The sequence below is a fragment of the Moraxella sp. CTOTU47724 genome (genome assembly GCF_032014955.1).
GTDB classification, from domain to species: Bacteria; Pseudomonadota; Gammaproteobacteria; order Pseudomonadales; family Moraxellaceae; genus Faucicola; species Faucicola tetraodonis.
Map to the genome: position 1 here is coordinate 18,328 of NZ_DALZSV010000002.1, position 20,756 is coordinate 39,083.

Here is a 20,756-nt window from a genome sequence, read left to right on the forward strand (position 1 = left end):
TTTTCTCTATATTGTTTAAAGGGCGTACGTGATATTCAACCACCTGCCACAGGCGGAATAAAGGCGACGATATCACCATCTTGAAGCGGCGTTTGCCAGTTGGTAATATGGTGATTGATTGCCACAGCAAGTTTGGTTTGGGCGAGTTTAAACCCGTAGTGTGCGCTTAACGTTTGGTAAAGCTCGGTCAAGTTATCACCGTCAAAGCGGATCGTTTCTTCGTCTTTCCCTGCTTGTTCAGCAAGGCTTGCAAAGTATAAGATGGCTAAATTTTTCTCAGACGTGCTAGGTGTTGGCATAGTCGGATTTGCCCCCTGTTTTGGTGAGTAGCTTGATATCGCTAATGGTGATGTCGTGAGATAATGCTTTGGTCATGTCGTAAATCGTTAGGCAAGCCACCGACACAGCGGTTAAGGCTTCCATTTCCACGCCTGTTTTGTGGGTGACTTTGACGGTGGCAGTGACGTGGATTGAGCAGTTGTTATCATCATACTCAAAGCCGATTTTTACCCCATCAAGTGGCAGCTGGTGGCAAAGCGGAATCAGCTCGTGGGTGCGTTTGCTTGCCATGACCCCTGCGATATGCGCGGTCTGGGTGATTGAGCCTTTTTTGGTGATGCCGTCGGCAGATTTTATCACTTGGTAACTGTTGCTAGGGAAAATGACTTGCCCTACGGCGGTGGCGCTGCGTTGGGTTATTGTTTTGCCCGATACATCGACCATGGCGATATCGCCGTGTGCGTCCAAATGGGTCAGGTCTAAGGGAGTTAATTGTGTTGTCATGTTTTGGATTTTCACCCCTCAAATGTGGCACAAAATTACATCAACATATACGCTTATCAAGCTGCGCTTGAATGAGTCAATTTTTCTTAAATTTGCCTATTTTATATTTTCAAAAAACCCGCCATCGATTAGCCGCCAATCATCGACAAATTCGCCATGATACCACTGTCGTTTTGCTTGAGTAAATGATGCTCGGGCTTAATCGGCATTAAGCTTTGCAAGGCATGAACCAATCCATCGACATCGCCATTTGCCAAAAACGCTCGCACATCATAACTGCCATTATCAAACAAACACAAATGTACTTTGCCTTGGCTACTCACTCGCAGGCGATTACAACTGTCGCAGAACTGCGGGGCGTAAGGCTCAATCAGCCCAATGCCACCGACATAATCGGCATGGCGATATTCAATCGCAGGGCCTGCATCGCTTGCTCGGCGTTGGGATTGCCAACCATTTTCTAGCAAAAAATCTTTGATACGCTGACCACTGCTATGTTGGGCAAAAAACAAAGCTTTATTATCCGAAGTTTGCATAAACTCAATAAAACGGTAAGTGACAGGGCGATTTTTGACAAAACTTAATACAGATTGCAAGTTATCAAAGGCGGTGTCTGCCATCAAAATACCGTTGAGTTTTAGCTTAATATCGGTGGTTGCTAGCAATTTATCCATGTCTTTTAGCAGCGTTGGCAATATATCAAAGCCGGTGATTTGTTTAAAAATGGTGGGGTCAAAGCTGTCGATACTGATGTTAAGCTGATTTAGCCCTGCCGTTTGCCAATCGGATAAATGCTTGGCAAGCCGATAGCCATTGGAGCTAACCGCCACTGTTTGGATGCCTTGGGTCTGTTTGGCAAGTTCGATGATGCGCGGTAAATCTTGTCGAATCGATGGCTCACCCCCCGTCAGCCGCACTTTGGTGGTACCTAGTTTGGCAAAGGCTTGTATTAAAACATCGATTTCGGATACAGAAAGCTCGTTGTCAGGCCGTTTACCCGCGTTGGCAGTATAGCCATCGGGCAGACAGTAATGACAGCGAAAGTTGCAAAAATCGGTAATCGACAGGCGTAAATAGCTTAACTGGCGATGAAAATTGTCCACCAAATTTAATGAAGAATGTTGCGGAGTCATCGTTAGCTAAAATTCCAACTAAACGGCTGAACCGTCACTATTTCGCCTGCTTTTACCCCTGCATTATCTTGGGGCAATACAAGCAAGCAATTGGCGTGGCTAAGCTGTTTTACACGGTGGGAGTCTTGGGCAGATAAAGGCGTTACGCTAAAATTGCCGTCTTCATTTTGGCAAAAAATCGCTCGCTGATAATCTTGGCGTCCTGCTCGCTTGTTGATGTCATGGGTGGTTTTAGCAAACAGTTGCAGCGGTTTTGGGATATCTGATTGTATCACGCCCGATAGTTGCCACAGCGCGGGTTGGACAAAATTAAGGCAGCATACCACGGTAGATAGCGGATTGCCGGGTAACCCAAAATACATGACCGTTTTTTTATCTTGCTCAAATTCCCCAAATATAAAAGGTTTACCTGGTTTCATCGCCACTTTGTAATGGTGAATTTTGCCAAGCGCCTGAATAACTTGGGTTAAAAAATCATAATCGCCCACCGATACACCCGCAGTAGAAATAATCACATCACATTCGGCTATCGCTTGCTGAACAGTGCGGCGAGTGGTTTCAAGGTTGTCAGGGACAATGCCATAATCTTGAATCGCAATCGGCAACTGTTTTAATAACGCTTTTAGCGTGGGCGTGTTGGAATTATAAATTTGGGCAAGCGTTACCAGCGGTTGCCCCACGTCGACCAGCTCATCGCCAGTGGCAATGATACCAACCGTGAGTGGCTGAAATACCTGCACGCTATCCACGCCTAAATTAGCAAGTAAGCTGATATCGGTGGGATTTAGGCGTTTTCCAATCGTTAAAACAGTTTCGCCTGCTTGCACTTCCTCGCCTTGGCGGCGAATATTTGCGCCCACCTTAGCGGTTTGGGTCAAGCGAATATGATAGGCTTGGCTGTTATCCAAACTGTGTTGAATGTCGCTAAGGTTGGTATCTTCCTGCATCACCACCGTGTCGCAGTCATTTGGCACCACCGCGCCGGTAAAAATTCGCACGCCTTGATTGGGTCGCAAACGACCATTAAAAGGTTTACCTGCCCCCGATTCACCGATGATTTCAAGTTGGCTATCATGGTCAAGATAGCTACCCGTAGCAATCGCAAAACCGTCCATGGATGATAGATTTTGGCGGGGAATATCAAAGGATGCGGCAATATCTTGGGCTAAAATGTGGTTTTGCGCCTCCAACAAACCCACTGTTATCGTCTTTACCTCGCCTAGACGCGACGTTAAATAATTCTCTAGGCGCTCATTAATCGCTTGTTTTAGTTCATTGACAGAAATCATCAGGTTGTCTCAATTAGAATGTTGGGTCGGCGGCAAAAGCTGATAGGCTGTTTTTAGCTGCTCAAATTGTTCTAAAGTATCAATATCTTGGTTTAAATGCGGTAGCGGTATTGGATAAAGCTGATAAACCGTACCGTCGGTGGGCGAAACGATAGCGGTTTGATGTTGCCATAACGCCCGAAAACCTTTATCGCCTTGCAACTGATGACCAAATTGTTGCAAAAACCCCCAAGGTAAATTGACGGGAATCCCCCAAATTGGTCGATTGTTATCACCATACTCACTCACAATCAGCTGATGGTTCTCAACATTTTGGCTTAATAGCGTCAAATCATCGAGGGTTAGTGCCACTTGGTCAACAGTCAAAAACAAAATTCGCATCGCAGCACTTACTGACTGTTGTTGTAATGTTGTCATTGCATACTGAATCGATTGCGCCATCCCTGTTTGCGGCGTGGGATTATCAACGACTGTGACGGCAAATGGTGCAACTTCATTGTATAACGCTTTAGATATTGGGTTATCAAGTTTTGGCAAAACCACCAACACTTGATAAGGCTGCAATTGGCGTGCCAGTTGAATTTTTTCAGCCAGCAAGGTTTGATGATTTTTTACAATCAGCTGCTTGGCAAAACCAAGACGCTGGCTCAATCCTGCCGCCAAAATCACCACGGTTAAATTGCTAGGATGAATGCTATGAATGACGCTCATGATATACCTGTTGAATTTGGGCAGTGATAGATAAAGCTACCGCTTCGGGCGTATCCCCACCGAGCGCTAAACCCACAGGATAGAACAAATTAGCAGGTTTCACCAGTTGATAACCATCGTCAATCTCACCAAGCAACTGCTCAGTGCGATAGGTTGGCCCTAATTGCCCAATAAAAAAAGGTGAATTTTGGGCTTTAAAGGCTTGGCTGAGCCATACTCTGTCTTGACTCAGACTATGGGTCATTATCACCACAGCGGTCGGCTGCGGTGACTCAAAAAAAGTCTGCACAGACTCAGCCTCATCAAGGGCAATCTGCACAAAATTGGCGTGAGCCTGCCCGCGACAACGGGCAATCGCATCCAAACGACTATCAATCACCGTCACCTGCCAGCCTTGTAAATTTGCCATGGTCATCAAGGGTAAACAATCTTGCCCCGCCCCAAAAATTAATAACTGTAGTGGCGGTTGTAGCGTTTCTACAAAGACGCTCAGTTGTTGCGATTGTTTTTGATAAACATGCAGCATAAATCGACTTTTACGGCTGGCAGCGCTTTGATTAACCAATTGCCAGTCTTGTTGACCCAATTGCGACAACTGTGTCAAAGGCAGATGCTGTCCAACCACAAACTCATCTGAGTTTGAGGCGATAACTGTAGCCAGTGTTTGTTGTTGCTTTGTCTGTTTTAATTGCTGAAAACAGGCAAATAATACAGATTGCTCATTCAAAACCAGACGTTCAAATAATACTTGAATGACGCCTTGACAGCCGAGCCCAAAGCCTTCTTGTTCATCACTGTCATCAGCTACCCCATCTTGTGATAACTGACTATCGGTTGCGGTATGATAGGTTTTGAGCGTTGCCCCATCTCGCGTGAGCCAGAAGGCTCGCTGAACCAAGTGTTTTTCAAGACAACCGCCACTCACCATGCCTATGGATTGACCATCGGCTAAAATCAACATTCTAGCACCAGGTTGCCGATAGGCTGACCCTTCGACACTCACCACTGTGGCTAGTACCGCCTCACTGTTGGGCGGTAACTGCTCAAGGGTATCAAAAATATCAAACAAATGGTTCATAGCAAATGACAGTGTAGCCGATTACAGTAATGGCAACTGGTACAGCAGTTTATCCAAAGTAATGGGGTAGTCTCGTACTCTAACGCCTGTGGCATTAAAAATTGCATTGGCAATGGCTGCCCCTGCCCCTGATAATGCCAATTCGCCTATGCCTTTGCTGTGGAGCGGGTTGGCATAGGGGTCAGTTTCGGGTAACATTATTACCTCTAAGTCAGGCACATCGGCATTCACACACACTTGATATTCGGCTAAATCATGATTACATAGACGACCGTCACGTTTATCATGGTGAATTTGCTCCATCAAGGCTGCCCCTATACCAAACACCATCCCACCAAAGCACTGCGAGCGCGCTGTTTTTTCATTTAAAATACGCCCTGCAGCAAATGTGCCTTGCATACGGCGAACCCGAATTTCACCCGTTACCCGGTGTACCCCGACTTCAGCGAACTGTGCGCCATAGCCTGCATGGCGGTATTCTTTTTTGGTTTTACCAGGTTCGATTTCACCATTAGCTACCAAGCCATGAGGGGCATATTGCTGCAAAAAACTGCTCAGCGGTAACTGGGTATCGACTTGTTCCCAATCGAGTACATTATCTTGGTGGTCCATAGAGACCTCAGAATTAAACCCTGTTTTTTCTGCTAGTTTATCCAACGTATCGGTTAACGTGTGGTTAATTTTTTCGCCAATTTTTTCAGCTAGGCTAGGGTCATGCTCAAATTGTCTATATAGATTGCCTTGTTTAAAGCCAATGCTATCGGCATGTAGTCCCACACTTTGGGCAATCTTTTCTCGTAGCGCTTCACACGCTAGATAAATAGAACTACCAGCACTTGAAGCTCCCCAGCTACCGCCTGACCCTGCAGCCGGCGGCAAATCGGTATCGCCAAGTTTGACCTCGACATGGTCAATCGGTAAGCCCAGCATATCGGCAACCACCTGCGCAAAAATAGTATAGCTACCTGTACCGATGTCAGTCATGTCAGTTTCGATACGAGCCATGACCCCAAGCGGTTTTTCAGAAGGCAACAGGCTCACACGGGCTTGCGAGGGTTTTAATTCGTTGCTACGCGCGGCGCACGCCATCCCATAGCCAATCAGCCAATCGCCCTCAAGGCGACTTGCGGGCGTTTGTGGGCGTTCATCCCATCCAAAGGCTTTTGCCCCCTGCTCCATACACGCCAGCAATTTTCGGGTGCTGTAGGGAATTTTTTTGCTTGGGTCTTCGCTCGGTTCATTGCGTTTTCGCAGTTCGATTGGGCACAGCTTTAACGCATGCGCCAGTTCGTCCATGGCACATTCGAGTGCCAACTGACCCACTGCTTCGCCAGGGGCACGCATAGAGCCTGTTAAGGTAAAATTCATGCGCGCCATTTCGTATTTGATTTGGCGATTGTCACCGCCATACAAAAAGTGGGTAGAGACCGCCACTGGCTCAAAAAACGTTTCTGAAGGTAAATTGGTGACAATGCTATTATGGATAATGGTATGGATTTTGCCATCTTTATCCGCCCCCAATGCCACCCGTTGTTCAGTGTTGGTGCGTCTGACGGTAGTTTCCATGACTTGCGGTCGGGTCATGTTCACCAGTACGGGGCGTTTTAAGTCTTTAGCCGCAATGGCTGCCATCACCGACTCTGGTGAAATACCCAGTTTTGAGCCAAACCCACCACCAACATAGGGCGATAGCAAACGGACATCGTCTTCCGGTATATCTAAGGCTTTGGCAAGTTGTATTTTGGAAGAGGCAAGCATTTGGTTAGAGGTATAAAGGGTTAGCTTACCCTCAAACCAACGCGCCAACGAACTGTGCGGTTCCATCGGCATGTTACTTTGGCTTGGCGTGGTATAAGTCACATCGACTTTGACTTCTGCTTGCTTAAGCGTTTTTTCAGGTTTGCCAATGTCGTCACTTTTATCAGTTACCCAATCAATAAATTGAGTATGCTTTTTTTGCTTGTTAAAGTCAAAATGCCCGTGTTTTTCATCATTTTCATAGTCAATCTGTAACGCCTTCGCGCCTTCTTGAGCCGCCTCTAAGGTTTCTGCGACTACCAAGGCAATCGGCTGTCCACGATAAAAAACCTCGCTTGCCCCTTGCACAGGCGCCATTTTGACACCGCCTTGTTGCGGGTTGCGTAAAAACAGCGGGTCATGAAACACGCCAATCACACCTGCGACTTGTAAAGCGGAATCTTTATGTACTTTTTTTACCTTGCCTTTACCGATGGTAGCACCAACCATGACACCGTGACACAAGTCGTCAAATTGGTGCTCAGCAGTATAGGTGGCTTTGCCTGCAACTTTTAGGTGTCCTTCGATACGGCTCAGTGGTTTGCCAACGAGTTTGCTATCGGTCGTATCTAGCCGTGACTCGACAGGCTTGTCCATGGTTAGTTTTTTTTCAAGGGGCGATTCGCCAAAAATTTGTGTTAGGCTCATGCACTCACTCCACTACTTAAAGGACTTGATTGATTGGGTTGTTGTAACGCCCGCTGCACAACATGGTGTAAAAGACGCTGTACTAGGACGGTCTTGTACTGGGTTTGTTCATCGGTTTTTGCTTCTTTGAATAGGGTCGCCACGGCAAGCTCAATACTCACGGCATCGCCCGTGCTACCGATAAGTATTTCTTCAATCTCGTCATTTCGCCACGGCTGACTGCCAATACCGCCAAATGCAAGTCGCACATTGGTGAGTATATCATTATCATGCTCAATCACGGCAGCGACGGACACCAAAGCAAAGGCATATGAGGCACGGTCACGCACTTTGTCATAGCTATGCACGCCTTTTAAAGGTGGCGGTAGAATGATATGGGTAATCAAATCACCTAGATTTAAGCAAGTTTCAATATGGGGGGTTTGCTCAGGTAAGCGATAAAATTCAGCGATAGGCACTTGCCGGGTTTGTCCATCGGGTTGCTGGATAACAATGATGGCGTCGAGTAATCGCATTGCCACCGCCATATCTGATGGATGGGTGGCAATACACTGCTCGCTCGTGCCTAAAATTGCTAAGTTCTGATGAAGACCTGCTTTTGCCCCGCAGCCAGAATTGGGCTCACGCTTATTACACGGACTATCAGGCTGATAAAAATAGTAACAACGGGTACGCTGTAGTAGATTGCCACCAGTACTGGCTTTGTTACGCAGTTGCGGCGATGCACCCGACAACAAGGCACGGGCAAGCACCGCATAATCTTGACGAATAACAGGGTGAGCCGCTAATTCACTATTACTGACCATAGCGCCGATTTTTAACCCACCTTCTGGCGTGGCTTCAATTGTATTAAGCGGCAAACGTGAAATATCAATCAGCTGCGTCGGCTGTTCGATTTCGAGTTTCATCAAGTCAAGTAAATTGGTACCCCCAGCGATAAAAAACGGGCGCTGCGCTTCAGCCATATGCCCCTCAGCTAAAGTGGCTATTTTGATGGCGTCATCCACCGAGTTGGCGCGCTGATAATCAAAAGTTTTCATAGCGACACTCCTGTAGCCTGAGTAGCTGCTGTTTGAGCTGTCTGAGTAGTTACCTTATCTGTCTCTGCCGAAAAATCGGTTTCTTGTAATACCTGTTTAATAGCTCGCACGATGTTGGGGTATGCCGAGCAGCGACAAATATTGCCACTCATACGCTCAGAGATTTCTTTATCTAATTGTTGTTTAAATTGTGCTGTATCTTTTGATAAAGGCTGCATCAAATCATCCGACACATGACTTGCCCAGTTTTGGCGGAGTTCTTCAATCATCGCTTTGGTCGAGCAAATCTGCCCAGGCGTACAATAACCACATTGAAAGGCGTCATGTTCCAAAAATGCTTGTTGAATCGGGTCAAGCGCTTCAGGTGAGCCAATGCCTTCAATGGTTTCGATGCTATCGCCTTCGTGCATGACCGCTAGGGTTAGACAGCTGTTGACCCGCTGACCGTTAATCAGCATGGTACACGCGCCACACTGACCGTGGTCACAGCCTTTTTTGCTGCCTGTCAAGCCAAGATGATTGCGACAGACATCCAGCACCGTGGTACGTACATCTAGATTCGTCAACGTGTGTTGTTGCTGATTGATAGTAAGTGTTAAGGATTGTGGCATAAAGTTGCTTCTCGTCTAGTTGTTATGGGTTTATTGGTAAGTGTGTTATCTAGGATTGACGCCTGTTATCAAACTTATTTCTAAAAATTCGCTATGCCTTGCCTACGCAAGGATGATGCTAACATTAGGAGGGTTTGTTATTTTTGCGTATGTAGCCATCCTTTTTTTTGGTAATTTTTTTTTGGCAGTTTCTTTTGCTAATTTTTTTACTAGTTTTTTTGCCAGTCTATTTTGCTAGGTAATTGATTTTATTTTATTTTATTTTTTTAATCAGCTTTTGTATGTTTATCCGTGTAAAAGTCTCAATAAGCAATTTAGCTTTTATAAAATTTTGATGGTATAAGCTTGGCTATTATTTGTTAGGCATGCTGACACTTGCCTATTTTGTACCAAACAATTTATTAACATGGTATTAACTAGGTAATTTTTTTATCATTATCGTGACTGAAATTCTGACTGCAGAGTTTTATATACCGCATAGACTGTCAACGATTGTCAAACTTTCCGCACTTACTTGTGGTGTTATGCCGCTCATTACTCACCTTGCTCACCGCTTGCCATGATTTTTTGCCTCTGTTATCGCAAAATACAGCCTGTGTTATCAATTTGAAAGATTGAGCCGATTTTTTGCAAAAAAGACTGTATTTTTCACAAAAAAAGGGTATTATGCCCCCATAAATTTTGAACGTTATATTGTTAGGTCTTGGGTGCAGTGTCATGGCATTTTGGGGTTTTGCGGTATAACGTTTTTGTTTTGGTGTCAGTCATCCTGACTGATATGTTATTCACAAGTTCGAGAAAGATAGCCACAAGCAAATTTTCTTAAACCCTTATCTGAGATGGTAATCCGATATGAGCGTTCACACCCCTGTACACCCTATTTCTCATGCCACTAACGAATATTACTTAACTCGTCAAAACACGATGGAATCTAATGTTCGTAGTTATCCCCGCAAACTACCGCTAGCCATTGCCAAAGCCCAAGGTATTTGGGTCACCGATGTTGAAGGCAATGATTACCTTGATTGCCTAGCCGGTGCTGGTACATTAGCCTTGGGTCACAACCACCCAGCCGTCAAACAAGCCTTATATGATGTGTTAGAAAGTGGTCTGCCACTGCACACCCTAGATATCACCACCCCTGTCAAAGATGCATTTACCGAATCCTTGCTGTCTTTTTTCCCAAAAGATTTTGTATTGCAATTTTGCGGTCCGACCGGTGCTGACGGTACAGAAGCGGCAATTAAATTGGCAAAAACTTATACAGGGCGTGACAACGTTATCGCATTTAGCGGTGGTTATCACGGTATGACCCATGGCGCGCTTGCCATGACTGGCAATTTGTCTGCCAAAGAGAAAGTGGGCAATTTGATGCCAGGGGTACAGTTTATGCCCTATCCGCATGAATACCGCTGCCCACTTGGTCTAGGGGGTGAAGCGGGCGTGGATGCGCTGACTTACTACTTTGAAAACTTTATTGAAGATGTTGAAAGCGGCGTGGTCAAACCTGCAGCGGTCATCCTAGAAGCGATTCAAGGGGAAGGCGGTGTCGTGCCTGCGCCCAAAAAATGGCTACAGAAAATCCGTGAAGTGACCGCTAAGCATGATATCGTATTGATTTTGGATGAAGTGCAAGCTGGGTTTGCGCGCTCAGGCAAAATGTTTGCCTTTGAACATGCCGACATCGTGCCTGACGTGGTGGTGATGAGTAAAGCGGTCGGGGGTGGCTTGCCACTATGCGTACTTGCCATCAACAAAAAATTCGACGCATGGGCGCCAGCCGGTCATACCGGTACTTTCCGTGGCAATCAGCTAGCGATGGCGGCATCGATTCAAGTATTGGATGAAATCCGCAGCAAAAACTTGGCAGAAAATGCGCGCATCCGTGGTGAATTCTTGCGTGATGAACTCAGAAAAATCGCCCAAGAATTTCCTTGTATCGGTAACGTGCGCGGTCGCGGCTTGATGACCGGTATTGAGATTGTCGATGAGCGTAAACCTGCTGACCGTATCGGCTCGTATCCTGCTGATATTGACATGGCAAACGCGATTCAAAGAGCGTGTTTTGACAACAAGTTACTGCTGGAAAAAGGTGGTCGTGGCGGTACAGTCATTCGCTTGCTTTGCCCGATTAACATCACTCAAGAAGAATGTGATGCGGTGCTTGAACGCTTTAAAAAGTCAGTGGCTGAAGCCGTGCAAAAAGTACGTGGGTAATTGATTATTGCCTATCAAGACGGTAAAGTTACTGACGTGGCTTTGCCGTTTTTATTATCTGTTTATTTCATTTTGAGTAAAATATGGAAACCAATATCGCCAAGACCGAACGCCTGATTCGAGAAATCAATCGGATTCATGGTGAGTATTCACAAGATTATTTCGAAACAGGCAAGGTACAAAAAATCAACCTATCACATACGCTCAAAACCGTCCCTATTGAGCCTATCTTGTCATATCGGCTTAATTTGCATGAAGCGATTAATGATTATTTGGCATTTGCCGACACCCAAAATATTGATTTTTTTTACCGCGTTAAAACGGCTGAAAGCATCTATGACAAAGTCAATCGCTATTTGGCACGAGAAAACCAGTACCCAGTCAATAATATTTTAAATGATATTTTTGGTGCTCGGATAATTTTGCCATCGGCTGATGTGAAAAACATCATGGAAAAACTGGATGATTGGAAAACAGATTACAGTCTAAAAAATTGGTATTTACGTGATATCGACGGGTATATCGGTGTGCATGTGTATTTTAAAAATGCGAGCAATTTTTATTATCCGTGGGAATTGCAAATTTGGGATATAAACGATGCCAAAGCCAATATTGTAAATCATCAACTGTATAAGCGTAATTTTGTAAAATAAATTAACCATTTGCTCGTATCACTCTGTTTAATGACAATTTATAGTTAACTCTATCTTAAAGAATGCAAGGACTTACCATGTCAAACTTATCACAGCACCGCCAAGCGTTATTTTGTAATGACAGCCAATCCATTGCCGATTACCAAAAAAACATGAACACTGCCGTGCAAGCCGTCACCGACTGGCTCAAAAACGACAAAATGTACACAGGCGGTAGTATCAAGCAGCTGCGCGCTGAGATTGCTTTTCAGCCATCAAAAGAAGGACTTGGCTTGGAAGATGCGTTAAAACGTTCAGTCGAATTATTTCTTAATAAAAGCTTAAAGGTGCATCACCCACATTCGCTTGCTCACTTGCACTGCCCAACGATGGTCACAAGCCAAATCGCCGAAGTGCTGATCAATGCCACCAACCAATCGATGGACTCTTGGGATCAAAGCCCAGCAGGGTCGCTGATGGAAGTGCAACTGATTGATTGGCTACGTCAAAAAGTCGGTTTTGGTAGCGGACAAGCGGGCGTATTCACCTCAGGGGGCACCCAATCCAACTTGATGGGCGTGTTACTCGCCCGTGATTGGTGTATCGCTAAAAACTATAAAAATGACGATGGGTCAGAATGGTCGGTACAGCGTGACGGTATCCCAGCCGATGCCATGCAAAAAGTGAAAGTTATCTGCTCAGAAAACGCGCATTTTAGCGTGCAAAAAAACATGGCAATGATGGGCATGGGTTTTCAATCGGTGGTCACTGTGCCAGTCAATGACCAAGCGCAGATGGATGTTGCCGCACTTGAACACACCATGGCGCAACTCAAAGACGAAGGCAAAATCATCGCCTGTGTGGTCGCTACCGCAGGCACCACCGACGCGGGCGCGATTGACCCAATTCCTGCGATTCGTAAGCTCACCCATGAGTACGGTGCATGGCTTCATATTGATGCCGCTTGGGGCGGTGCGCTGATTTTATCGAATAACTACCGCGATAAACTTGCAGGTATTGAGCAAGCTGATTCTATCACACTCGACTTCCACAAACATTACTTCCAAAGCATCTCTTGCGGGGCGTTTTTGCTCAAAGAGGAAGCCAACTATCGCTTCATGCATTATGAAGCTGAATATTTGAACTCTGCGTATGACGAAGAACATGGCGTACCTAACCTAGTCTCTAAGTCGCTACAGACCACGCGCCGTTTTGATGCGCTAAAATTATGGCTGACAGTGGAAGCCTTGGGCGAAGAATTATACGGCTCGATGATTGACCATGGCGTTGATTTGACCCGCGAAGTCGCTGATTACATCAAAGCGACTGATGGGCTTGAATTGTTGGTAGAGCCACAGTTTGCCTCCGTGCTATTTCGCGTGGTACCCAAAGACTACCCGGCTGAGTTGATTGATAGCTTAAACCAAAATGTCGCCGATGAGCTATTTGCCAAAGGTGAAGCCAACATCGGCGTGACGCGCGTCAGTTACCAAAAGCAAGGGGATGCTAACCAAGATGTGCAATCGCTTAAAATGACCACGTTAAGCCCCATCGCCACGCTTGACAATGTCAAAGCCTTATTGGCGCAAGTGTTGGCGCAAGCCGATGACATCAAAGACGGTATTATCACAGGGGATTATCAGCCTGCGATTGATTGATAAGCACAAAAAAACCGATTCCTTGGCGAATCGGTTTTTTTACTATAGCACTAACATTGACTGTAATTGACCGTCACATCCAGCGTCGGAATCAGATTTGATTGGGCGGCAAAATCCTCATCTAGGACATTGATAGCAAGCCCGCCCATTGCGGTCTCTTTATATTTTGACATCATATCTCTGCCTGTCTCTTTCATGGTTTTGATGGCTTTATCAAGCGATACCACATGCTGCCCATTGCCTTTAAGCGCAAGCCTTGAGGCATTAATCGCTTTTACTGCCGCCATGGCATTGCGTTCGATACAAGGCACTTGGACCAACCCCGCAATCGGGTCACACGTCATGCCAAGGTGATGTTCGATGCCAATTTCGGCAGCATTGGCACATTGGGCAGGACTGCCGCCAAGCACATAGGTTAACCCTGCCGCCGCCATCGCACACGCCGAGCCGACTTCCCCTTGACAGCCCACTTCTGCGCCTGAGATGCTGGCGTTTTCTTTGATAATGATGCCAATCGCCGCAGCAGTTAGCAGAAAATCATGTAACCCCTGCAGCGTATAACTTGGACAAAAATCTCGATAATAATGCATGACCGCAGGTATCACGCCTGCTGCACCATTAGTGGGAGCAGTCACCACGCGTCCGCCACTGGCGTTTTCTTCATTAACTGCCAAGGCATAGAGATTCACCCAATCCATCACGGCAAGGGCATCATTAAACGCTTTTCGGCTATCGGCAGCGGATAACTGCTGATAAATCGCCTTGGCGCGGCGCTGTACTTGTAAGCCCCCTGGCAAAATACCATCGTGGCGACAACCATCATTGACACAGTCTTGCATGACTTGCCAAATGTCGTTAAGTCCACCCAGCAGCTCATCTTCACTCAAGTTAGCCAGTTCATTGGCTCGAACGACCTGGGCGATTGAGAGTTGATGGTGTTGGCAAATTTGTAATAATTCTTTGGCGTTGTTAAAGGGATAAGGTACTGGTTTTTTGACGCTTTCAATCACCGGTTCTTTTGCTCGGGCTTCTTGCTCGGTCTGCACAAACCCGCCGCCGATTGAATAATAAGTATTTTGGTAAACAATTTCATTGCCTGTAAAAGCAGTGATAGTCAAAGCATTGGGATGATGGGGCAGCGATACCCTACCATTTAGGATTAAATCCTTGTCAGCAACAAAGTTAATCTCATGCTGCTGATTTAGAGACAGCGTGTTTTGCGCTTGGATATCGGCAATTTTTTGTGAAATAGCGGTGACATCCGTCGTCTGTGGTTGCTCTCCCATCAAACCTAGCATCACCGCTATATCACTACCGTGCCCTTTACCGGTCGCGCCGAGCGAACCAAACAGCTCGACTTGCACCCTGTCCACCTGCGTCAGTAGCTGCTGCTGTGATAATGCGCTAACGAACAGGTTCGCCGCTTTCATCGGTCCGACGGTATGCGAACTTGAAGGTCCAATCCCAATTTTAAATAAATCAAAAATACTGATCACTGATAAATCCTATATGCCAATCAGTTGAAAAATTCAATTATGTTGTATCCATTGTGTTAGATAACCACGAATTGCCCATCTGTGTCAATGTGCTATCGAAAAGTTTATCAAATGATAGATGCTCGCTACACGCATCGCAAATTTGGCAAGTAACCACCTGTGTAACCGTATGAGGAAGAAAATAACCATTGGCAAGGATTAATCTGCTAACGATTCACTTTCTTTACTCGCTAATAAAAGTAGCAGCAATAAACAAACCAAGAAAATCATCATGAGTGCCATGAGATACACGTTGACATACGCCAGTGGCACGCCCATTTGGTTGAGCATCACAGAGGCATTCATCCCCGAGGTGCTAGGCAATACCCAGCGCAAATACTGCAGTGGCTCAGGCAGCATTTGATACGGCCACGAAATCCCTGAGACAAACAGCATCGGCATTGAACTTGCGACCAAGATTTGCATCGCCCGTTCTCGCGCCCCAAACCACACCCCAAGTAGACAGCCCAGTGCCGTTACCGCAGGGAAAAACAGGGCAAGCAGTACCAGTGAGCCCGCCAGATTTTGGTTACGGATATAATCATTGTTGGAAAATACCCAGCCATAATAAAAACAGCCGAGCACAAAACCAAAACACGCCAACCCCAATATTCGCGCAAGCCACGTTTTTATCGAAGCGCGGTGCATGTCTTGCTCTGCCCAAGTACCCACTAGCATTGCCGTGCCCATCAAAAACATCTGCTGCAGAATCAATATCGCAACCGCAGGGACAATGTAGCTACCATAGCCTTCGGTACGGTTGTATAACGGATTAATCGTCAGCGCAACCGGGGAAATATTGTTTTTGGCAACCGTGATGTCTTGCCCGATGGCAACATTTTTTTGTACTTTCGCCCCTGCGGACACGGTGCCGATGACTTCTAAAAACCCCGTTTGTACTTGTTTATTGAGCAAAAAATAGTTACCGTTGGCAAGGATACTCACCTTGGCAGGTTGTCCTGTGGTCACTTTTTGATACAGCCCTGAGGGTATCACCATGTAGCCTGCAATTTTGCCTTGCCACATCAGCTGCTTGGCACTGTTTTCATCGTTTACAATGGTGCTTTGGATGCGCGGATTGGCTTGGGCGTAGCTGATAATGGTCTGCGATAAACTTGAATGGTCATAATCCACCACTGCCACAGGAACATGACGCACCACTTCTTTTGAATACGGCCACGGGTAAAAAAAGCCATAAATAACCGGGGCAATCAGTAGCATAGTGAGCACCCCTTTATCTTGAAACACGCTGCGCCATACATGCAAAACTTGCAACAAAAAACCGCGCTCCCAAATGTTGGCAGTTTTGCTTACGTCGACTTTGCTGGGCGTTGTCTGGGAGGGCATCAGCGTTGCCCCCATTTTTCAGGCTTCAGCAAGGCCTTTTTGGTCAACAATGCGGCTAACAACAAGGTAATCATGACGGCAATAAAAAATCCGATAAAGCTGCTATAGGCAAACGATGGCGGTGCGCCCATTTGTAATTGGGTGGTTTGCAAGTTGAGATAATGGGTTAATGGCAGGGCATTTGCCCAACGCTGCGCGGCAGGACTCATCGCCAAAAATGGAAATGTCACCCCTGAAAAAGCAAATGACGGCGCGGAGATAAATCCGGTAAATGACAAGCCTTGACGATACGAAAACGTACCTACCGTGACAATCACCCCAAGCCAGAACGACACCATCATAAACATTAAAAATATCAGATAAGTAATCGCTACGGATGCCAAACGAATGGGGAAGATTTGCATCACCAAGGTCAATGCCACCGCTGCCCAAAGCGTATAGGCAAACATCGCCCAAATTAATTTGCCATTGAGCCCTGCGATAATCAGCGATAGCTTAGGTTTTTCGTGCCCCAGTGTGACAGGATTGCTGGGGTTAGAGAGGCGGTTACTGGCAAATTTGGGGGGTGTTAGCGACTGATACCATTCACCTAACGTCTTGTCGACCAGCTCTCGCCCGACAGTTGAAGCCCCAATCACCATTGACAAAATATGTAGCAAGGCTGGTACCACAGTGACTGCCAGAAATTGCTGATAATTATTGGCAGTATTAAACAGTGCCACACTTTGCGATTGTATCGGTGCATAACTGGTTTTGGTCAGGGTGACATCTTCGCCAATGGCGACTCGCCGCTGCATCTCTGCCCCTGCCGAAAAGGTAGTGACTGCTGTCTGTACCGCTTTCTGTATCATGCCTGAATGCGTGCCATACTGGGCATTGACATTGAGTAGCAAGCGCGAGGTTTTGCCAGCCAGTAGATTGGTTGAAAAATTCTCTGGGATTTCAACCACCGCCATGACATCGGTAGTCTCGATGGCTTGTTGGGCGGCAGCGGCACTATGAAGACTTTTGACCACCGCAACTTCAGGCGTCGCATCAATATAACGGATAATCGTCGCAGATTGCGCGGAGTGGTCATTGTCTATGACCGCAATCGGAATCCCGACTGCCATACCTTTGCTAAAAATCCACCAGACCAAAAATATCAGCACAATGGGCATCCAAAACATCAAGGAAAAATCCCAGCGATTTTGCACCAAAAAATCCCATTCACGGCGCGCACTGTACCAAAACGCCGCAAAGAATTGCACAAAGCCTGAGCGGTTATCAAACTGCGCATACGCATGACGCTGATGGTCATTGTCACTAGCCCTAGCGCTGTCACTAGCACTGACACTGTCACTAGCATTTGGCACAGTGGACGATATCGGTGACGGTTTAGAGCCCTTGTTTGAGGTCAATTTTGATGTCAGTTTTGATGTCGATTTTGATGCCATAGTTGACTTCATTGTGTTTGGGTTGGCTGACGGCTTGCCGGTATATCAACCAATACGGTCATGCCCTGTCTTAGGCGTGTATCTGACTGGCTCGGGCGCGCGCGAATCTCAAAGGTACGCATATCAAAGCCGTCTTTGCTGTTGGTCGGGCGCCACGTGGCAAAATCTGATAGCACGGAACTTGCGTACACTTTAAACACTTGGCGGTAAGGCTGATTGTTGACCGATAACGCAGGGACAGTACCGCTAAATTCACTACCGACTGCAAAATGGTTTAGGTTATTTTCGGTAACGTTAAGCACGACCCATTGGTCTTTGGGGTTAACAATGGTCATCAGTGGTACGCCCTGTCCAACCACTTGACCTGATTTGACAATCACGTTGTCCACGATACCCGCAATCGGACTTTTAAGATTGGCTTCTTCTTTGGCAACCATCGCTTCTTTAAGCTTGGCTTCTACTTGGCTGACTTGCGCTTGCGCGGCGGTTTTATCTTCACTGCGCGCGCCTGTTTTGGCTAACTCATATTGGGCTTTGGCGATTTTGGCTTTATCGACACTGGCGACATAGTTGGTATAGGCTTCGTCACGTTTTTGCCGTGACATCAAGCCTTCTGCTGCGAGTCGGTTGATACGTTCGTAGGTGACTTTGGCAAGGTCAGCCGCGGATTGGGCAACATCGTACTGGTATTTTGCCATTTCAATCTCTTGCGGTCTTGCGCCATTGTTGGCTTTGTCCAGTTGACTTTGGGCTAACTCTTTGCCTGCTTGTGCTTGTTCGACCTTGGCATTGATTTCCGGGCTATCCATATCAATCAGGCGTGTGCCGACGCTAATTTCATCGCCTTCTTTGACATAAATATTGGCAATACGACCGGCAACTTTGGCAGCGACAGGCGTTTGCTCTACTTCCATATGCCCTTGGATGGTCACAGGCGCGCTGCGCGTTTCGCGCTTGTCTTTGATTAGTCCCCACGCGACCAGTCCAATCAGCCCAAGGATAATCAAAGCTATAATGATGGTGCGGATTTTACTGGGTTTTTTGGTAGGCGGCATGTAACGGCTATCCGTCGTAGCGGCTGCCAGGCTGTCCTCTGCGTGCGGCTCATCAGCAGCTTGGGCAGCTTGAGCGTTCATCGCTGCATTCGCATTATCCGCAGCGCTGTCCAAAGTGTTGTCTTTAGCGTTGTCTTTAGCGTTGTCCATCGCATTGTCTGGTGTTGGGTTTTGTGGATCAGCCATACGGTAAGCCTACTGGTGAAATAAAGACACGGGTTAAAATAATTGATTAGTTTTTACGATGTTCAAAATAAATCGCGGGTAGCTTGACGTCCGCTGCCTGCATATAACGGTTAAACTCTAGCGGCGTACCGCAGCTTTGCATCAAGTCTGCCATTGCCTGTACATAATCATTTGCCGCTTTGGCTTGCTCGGTTTTGGCTTTTTCCAAATTCGCTTCGGCTTGCATCACTTCTACGGCCGTGTTGACGCCTTCTTTAAAGCCGAGCTGACGAAAGCGTAGCATCTCACTGGCAAGTTCAATATTGGTATTTAAGGCAATAAAATTATCGCGTGCATTGTTGACTGTTTGCCAATTTTTTTCTACCAACAACATAATATTATCATTGACATCGACTTGGCTAAATTCGGCTTGGTGCAGCTTGGCAAGGCTAGATTGGGTACTAATGCGGCGATCTACCCCACCCCACAATTTCCAGTTGGCAGACACCCCAGCAATCCAATTTGGGTCAGCGTCGATTTCCGAGCGACCAAAGACGGTGACATTGGGTTTGTAGGCGGATTCACTAAATTCATGCAGCGCTTTGGCTTGGTTGTATTTGGCGGCAACCTTATCAAACCCTGGGTGATGCATTTTAGCCTGCTGCTGAAAATAACTCAGCGGCGGCAACGGCTTGGTGGATACAAATAAAGGCGATGTCGGTTTGATAAAATACGGCGTCCGCAGTAATCGCTGTAGCGCGGTCATGGCAAGCTCAGCATCGTTCAGCGCTTTGCTATTTTCGTATTCAGCATCGGCTAAGGCTTTTTTGGCTTCCAAACGCTCGACTTTTGAAATCAGCCCCACATCGAGTGCGCGCTGTGCGGCATGGTCGGTGGCACGAATCGCATTGAGTGCATCGGCGCGTAGATAAGCTGCCATGATGGCAAGCTGGGTTTGAAAATAGCGTTTGGTAAGCGTGGTGTATTGTTCATCCAGTGACAAATCAGCATCGGCACGGCTTTCATCGGTCATACCATTGAGCAAACTGGTCACTGCTTCGGTTTTGTGTCCGTTATAAGCAGACCATAGCACCGTAATATTGGCTGATGTGTTGTTCTTGCCGATATTGACAGGGATGCTATTGGGAATCGGGTCGGTGATTAAGCCACCGATATCTGCAGGCGTGGTAGGCAGTGGCAAGGTGATGGGCAAACTGCCAATATTGTTATTGACTGCATTGTCAATGGGATTGGCTAGGTTGTTTTTAATGCCCGTGGTATCTATATTGTCATCCACATGTACATGCGTAGCACTGGCACCCAGATACACAATCGGTTTGTTTAAGCCTTTGGTTGACTCAGCTCGCAGCTCATTACTCACGATTGCCGCATTGTCAGCCGCGACTTTGGGTGATACTTTGACTAGGTACTGCTGCGCTTGTGCCAGTGTCAAATTACTGGGCACATCTAGGCCATAACTTGGCGGATAAGGCACCCCATTATTGATAGTAGGATCGTAGCTGAGCCCAGCTACTTTGCCACCTTTGACTTCATTGGCGCGGGTCGCGGTTTTTTTCGATGGCGTGTCTGCTGATGGTGCGTCGGTGGCAGGGCTAGCATT

General features: G+C 46.7%; 17 protein-coding genes. 3 read left to right on the forward strand and 14 right to left on the reverse strand.

Annotated features, from left to right (window positions below; all coding sequences use genetic code 11):
* Positions 1-35: 35 nt before the first annotated feature.
* From moaD to RTR63_RS00810, 9 genes are all read right to left on the reverse strand, one after another.
* Complete coding sequence (moaD, locus tag RTR63_RS00770; protein ID WP_065254024.1) at positions 36-299, reverse strand: molybdopterin converting factor subunit 1; 264 nt, start codon at positions 297-299, stop codon at positions 36-38.
* Positions 286-783 (reverse strand): cyclic pyranopterin monophosphate synthase MoaC, encoded by a 498-nt coding sequence (gene moaC / locus RTR63_RS00775; RefSeq protein ID WP_062332788.1) that lies wholly within the window; start codon positions 781-783, stop codon positions 286-288. The genes moaD and moaC overlap by 14 nt, the downstream gene beginning before the upstream one ends.
* 128 nt (positions 784-911) lie before the next feature.
* On the reverse strand, positions 912-1,916 hold the full coding sequence (moaA, locus tag RTR63_RS00780; RefSeq protein ID WP_312522146.1) for a GTP 3',8-cyclase MoaA: 1,005 nt from the start codon (positions 1,914-1,916) through the stop codon (positions 912-914).
* A gap of 2 nt (positions 1,917-1,918) precedes the next feature.
* Positions 1,919-3,205, reverse strand: a complete 1,287-nt coding sequence (locus RTR63_RS00785; protein WP_312522148.1) for a molybdopterin molybdotransferase MoeA — start codon at positions 3,203-3,205, stop codon at positions 1,919-1,921.
* A 9-nt stretch (positions 3,206-3,214) separates the two neighbouring features.
* The gene (locus RTR63_RS00790; protein WP_312522150.1) at positions 3,215-3,916 is read right to left on the reverse strand and encodes an NTP transferase domain-containing protein; all 702 of its coding nucleotides are present in this window, start codon (positions 3,914-3,916) and stop codon (positions 3,215-3,217) included.
* The gene (locus RTR63_RS00795) at positions 3,900-4,994 is read right to left on the reverse strand and encodes an XdhC family protein (protein ID WP_099807440.1); all 1,095 of its coding nucleotides are present in this window, start codon (positions 4,992-4,994) and stop codon (positions 3,900-3,902) included. Before RTR63_RS00795 ends, RTR63_RS00790 begins: the two co-directional genes overlap by 17 nt.
* 21 nt (positions 4,995-5,015) lie before the next feature.
* The gene (locus RTR63_RS00800; protein ID WP_312522153.1) at positions 5,016-7,439 is read right to left on the reverse strand and encodes a molybdopterin cofactor-binding domain-containing protein; all 2,424 of its coding nucleotides are present in this window, start codon (positions 7,437-7,439) and stop codon (positions 5,016-5,018) included.
* Positions 7,436-8,479 carry an FAD binding domain-containing protein gene (locus RTR63_RS00805; protein ID WP_312522155.1) on the reverse strand — a complete coding sequence of 348 codons (1,044 nt, stop codon included), beginning with the start codon at positions 8,477-8,479 and terminating at the stop codon, positions 7,436-7,438. Before RTR63_RS00805 ends, RTR63_RS00800 begins: the two co-directional genes overlap by 4 nt.
* The gene (locus RTR63_RS00810) at positions 8,476-9,090 is read right to left on the reverse strand and encodes a 2Fe-2S iron-sulfur cluster-binding protein (protein WP_312522157.1); all 615 of its coding nucleotides are present in this window, start codon (positions 9,088-9,090) and stop codon (positions 8,476-8,478) included. The genes RTR63_RS00805 and RTR63_RS00810 overlap by 4 nt, the downstream gene beginning before the upstream one ends.
* 852 nt (positions 9,091-9,942) lie before the next feature.
* Here RTR63_RS00810 and RTR63_RS00815 point away from each other — a divergent pair.
* The 3 genes from RTR63_RS00815 to RTR63_RS00825 all read left to right on the forward strand — a co-directional run bounded on the left by RTR63_RS00815 (position 9,943) and on the right by RTR63_RS00825 (position 13,597).
* On the forward strand, positions 9,943-11,307 hold the full coding sequence (locus tag RTR63_RS00815; protein ID WP_312522159.1) for a diaminobutyrate--2-oxoglutarate transaminase: 1,365 nt from the start codon (positions 9,943-9,945) through the stop codon (positions 11,305-11,307).
* Between the two features lie 83 nt (positions 11,308-11,390).
* On the forward strand, positions 11,391-11,960 hold the full coding sequence (locus RTR63_RS00820; protein WP_007117375.1) for a nucleotidyltransferase family protein: 570 nt from the start codon (positions 11,391-11,393) through the stop codon (positions 11,958-11,960).
* Between the two features lie 77 nt (positions 11,961-12,037).
* Complete coding sequence (locus RTR63_RS00825) at positions 12,038-13,597, forward strand: pyridoxal phosphate-dependent decarboxylase family protein (protein ID WP_312116129.1); 1,560 nt, start codon at positions 12,038-12,040, stop codon at positions 13,595-13,597.
* Between the two features lie 50 nt (positions 13,598-13,647).
* On the opposite strand, the gene RTR63_RS00830 is transcribed toward RTR63_RS00825, so the two are convergent.
* The 5 genes from RTR63_RS00830 to RTR63_RS00850 all read right to left on the reverse strand — a co-directional run.
* Positions 13,648-15,093, reverse strand: coding sequence for an L-serine ammonia-lyase (locus tag RTR63_RS00830; protein ID WP_312522161.1), 1,446 nt, complete (start codon positions 15,091-15,093; stop codon positions 13,648-13,650).
* Positions 15,094-15,291: 198 nt separating this feature from the next.
* A complete protein-coding gene (locus tag RTR63_RS00835; protein WP_312522163.1) occupies positions 15,292-16,479 on the reverse strand; it encodes an ABC transporter permease in 1,188 nt (395 codons plus the stop codon).
* A complete protein-coding gene (locus tag RTR63_RS00840) occupies positions 16,479-17,915 on the reverse strand; it encodes an ABC transporter permease (RefSeq protein ID WP_312522165.1) in 1,437 nt (478 codons plus the stop codon). Before RTR63_RS00840 ends, RTR63_RS00835 begins: the two co-directional genes overlap by 1 nt.
* Before the next feature lie 8 nt (positions 17,916-17,923).
* Positions 17,924-19,156 carry an HlyD family secretion protein gene (locus RTR63_RS00845; protein ID WP_312522167.1) on the reverse strand — a complete coding sequence of 411 codons (1,233 nt, stop codon included), beginning with the start codon at positions 19,154-19,156 and terminating at the stop codon, positions 17,924-17,926.
* Between the two features lie 46 nt (positions 19,157-19,202).
* A partial coding sequence (locus RTR63_RS00850; RefSeq protein WP_312522169.1) for a TolC family protein occupies positions 19,203-20,756 on the reverse strand: 1,554 nt, incomplete at its 5' end.

What these genes read in the sequence shown, in the direction of transcription:
- moaD (WP_065254024.1), bottom strand. Translation starts at nt 299, where the DNA reads ATGCCAACACCTAGCACGTCTGAGAAAAATTTAGCCATCTTATACTTT.
- moaC (WP_062332788.1), bottom strand. Translation starts at nt 783, where the DNA reads ATGACAACACAATTAACTCCCTTAGACCTGACCCATTTGGACGCACAC.
- moaA (WP_312522146.1), bottom strand. Translation starts at nt 1,916, where the DNA reads ATGACTCCGCAACATTCTTCATTAAATTTGGTGGACAATTTTCATCGC.
- RTR63_RS00785 (WP_312522148.1), bottom strand. Translation starts at nt 3,205, where the DNA reads ATGATTTCTGTCAATGAACTAAAACAAGCGATTAATGAGCGCCTAGAG.
- RTR63_RS00790 (WP_312522150.1), bottom strand. Translation starts at nt 3,916, where the DNA reads ATGAGCGTCATTCATAGCATTCATCCTAGCAATTTAACCGTGGTGATT.
- RTR63_RS00795 (WP_099807440.1), bottom strand. Translation starts at nt 4,994, where the DNA reads ATGAACCATTTGTTTGATATTTTTGATACCCTTGAGCAGTTACCGCCC.
- RTR63_RS00800 (WP_312522153.1), bottom strand. Translation starts at nt 7,439, where the DNA reads ATGAGCCTAACACAAATTTTTGGCGAATCGCCCCTTGAAAAAAAACTA.
- RTR63_RS00805 (WP_312522155.1), bottom strand. Translation starts at nt 8,479, where the DNA reads ATGAAAACTTTTGATTATCAGCGCGCCAACTCGGTGGATGACGCCATC.
- RTR63_RS00810 (WP_312522157.1), bottom strand. Translation starts at nt 9,090, where the DNA reads ATGCCACAATCCTTAACACTTACTATCAATCAGCAACAACACACGTTG.
- RTR63_RS00815 (WP_312522159.1), top strand. Translation starts at nt 9,943, where the DNA reads ATGAGCGTTCACACCCCTGTACACCCTATTTCTCATGCCACTAACGAA.
- RTR63_RS00820 (WP_007117375.1), top strand. Translation starts at nt 11,391, where the DNA reads ATGGAAACCAATATCGCCAAGACCGAACGCCTGATTCGAGAAATCAAT.
- RTR63_RS00825 (WP_312116129.1), top strand. Translation starts at nt 12,038, where the DNA reads ATGTCAAACTTATCACAGCACCGCCAAGCGTTATTTTGTAATGACAGC.
- RTR63_RS00835 (WP_312522163.1), bottom strand. Translation starts at nt 16,479, where the DNA reads ATGCCCTCCCAGACAACGCCCAGCAAAGTCGACGTAAGCAAAACTGCC.
- RTR63_RS00840 (WP_312522165.1), bottom strand. Translation starts at nt 17,915, where the DNA reads ATGGCATCAAAATCGACATCAAAACTGACATCAAAATTGACCTCAAAC.
- RTR63_RS00845 (WP_312522167.1), bottom strand. Translation starts at nt 19,156, where the DNA reads ATGGCTGATCCACAAAACCCAACACCAGACAATGCGATGGACAACGCT.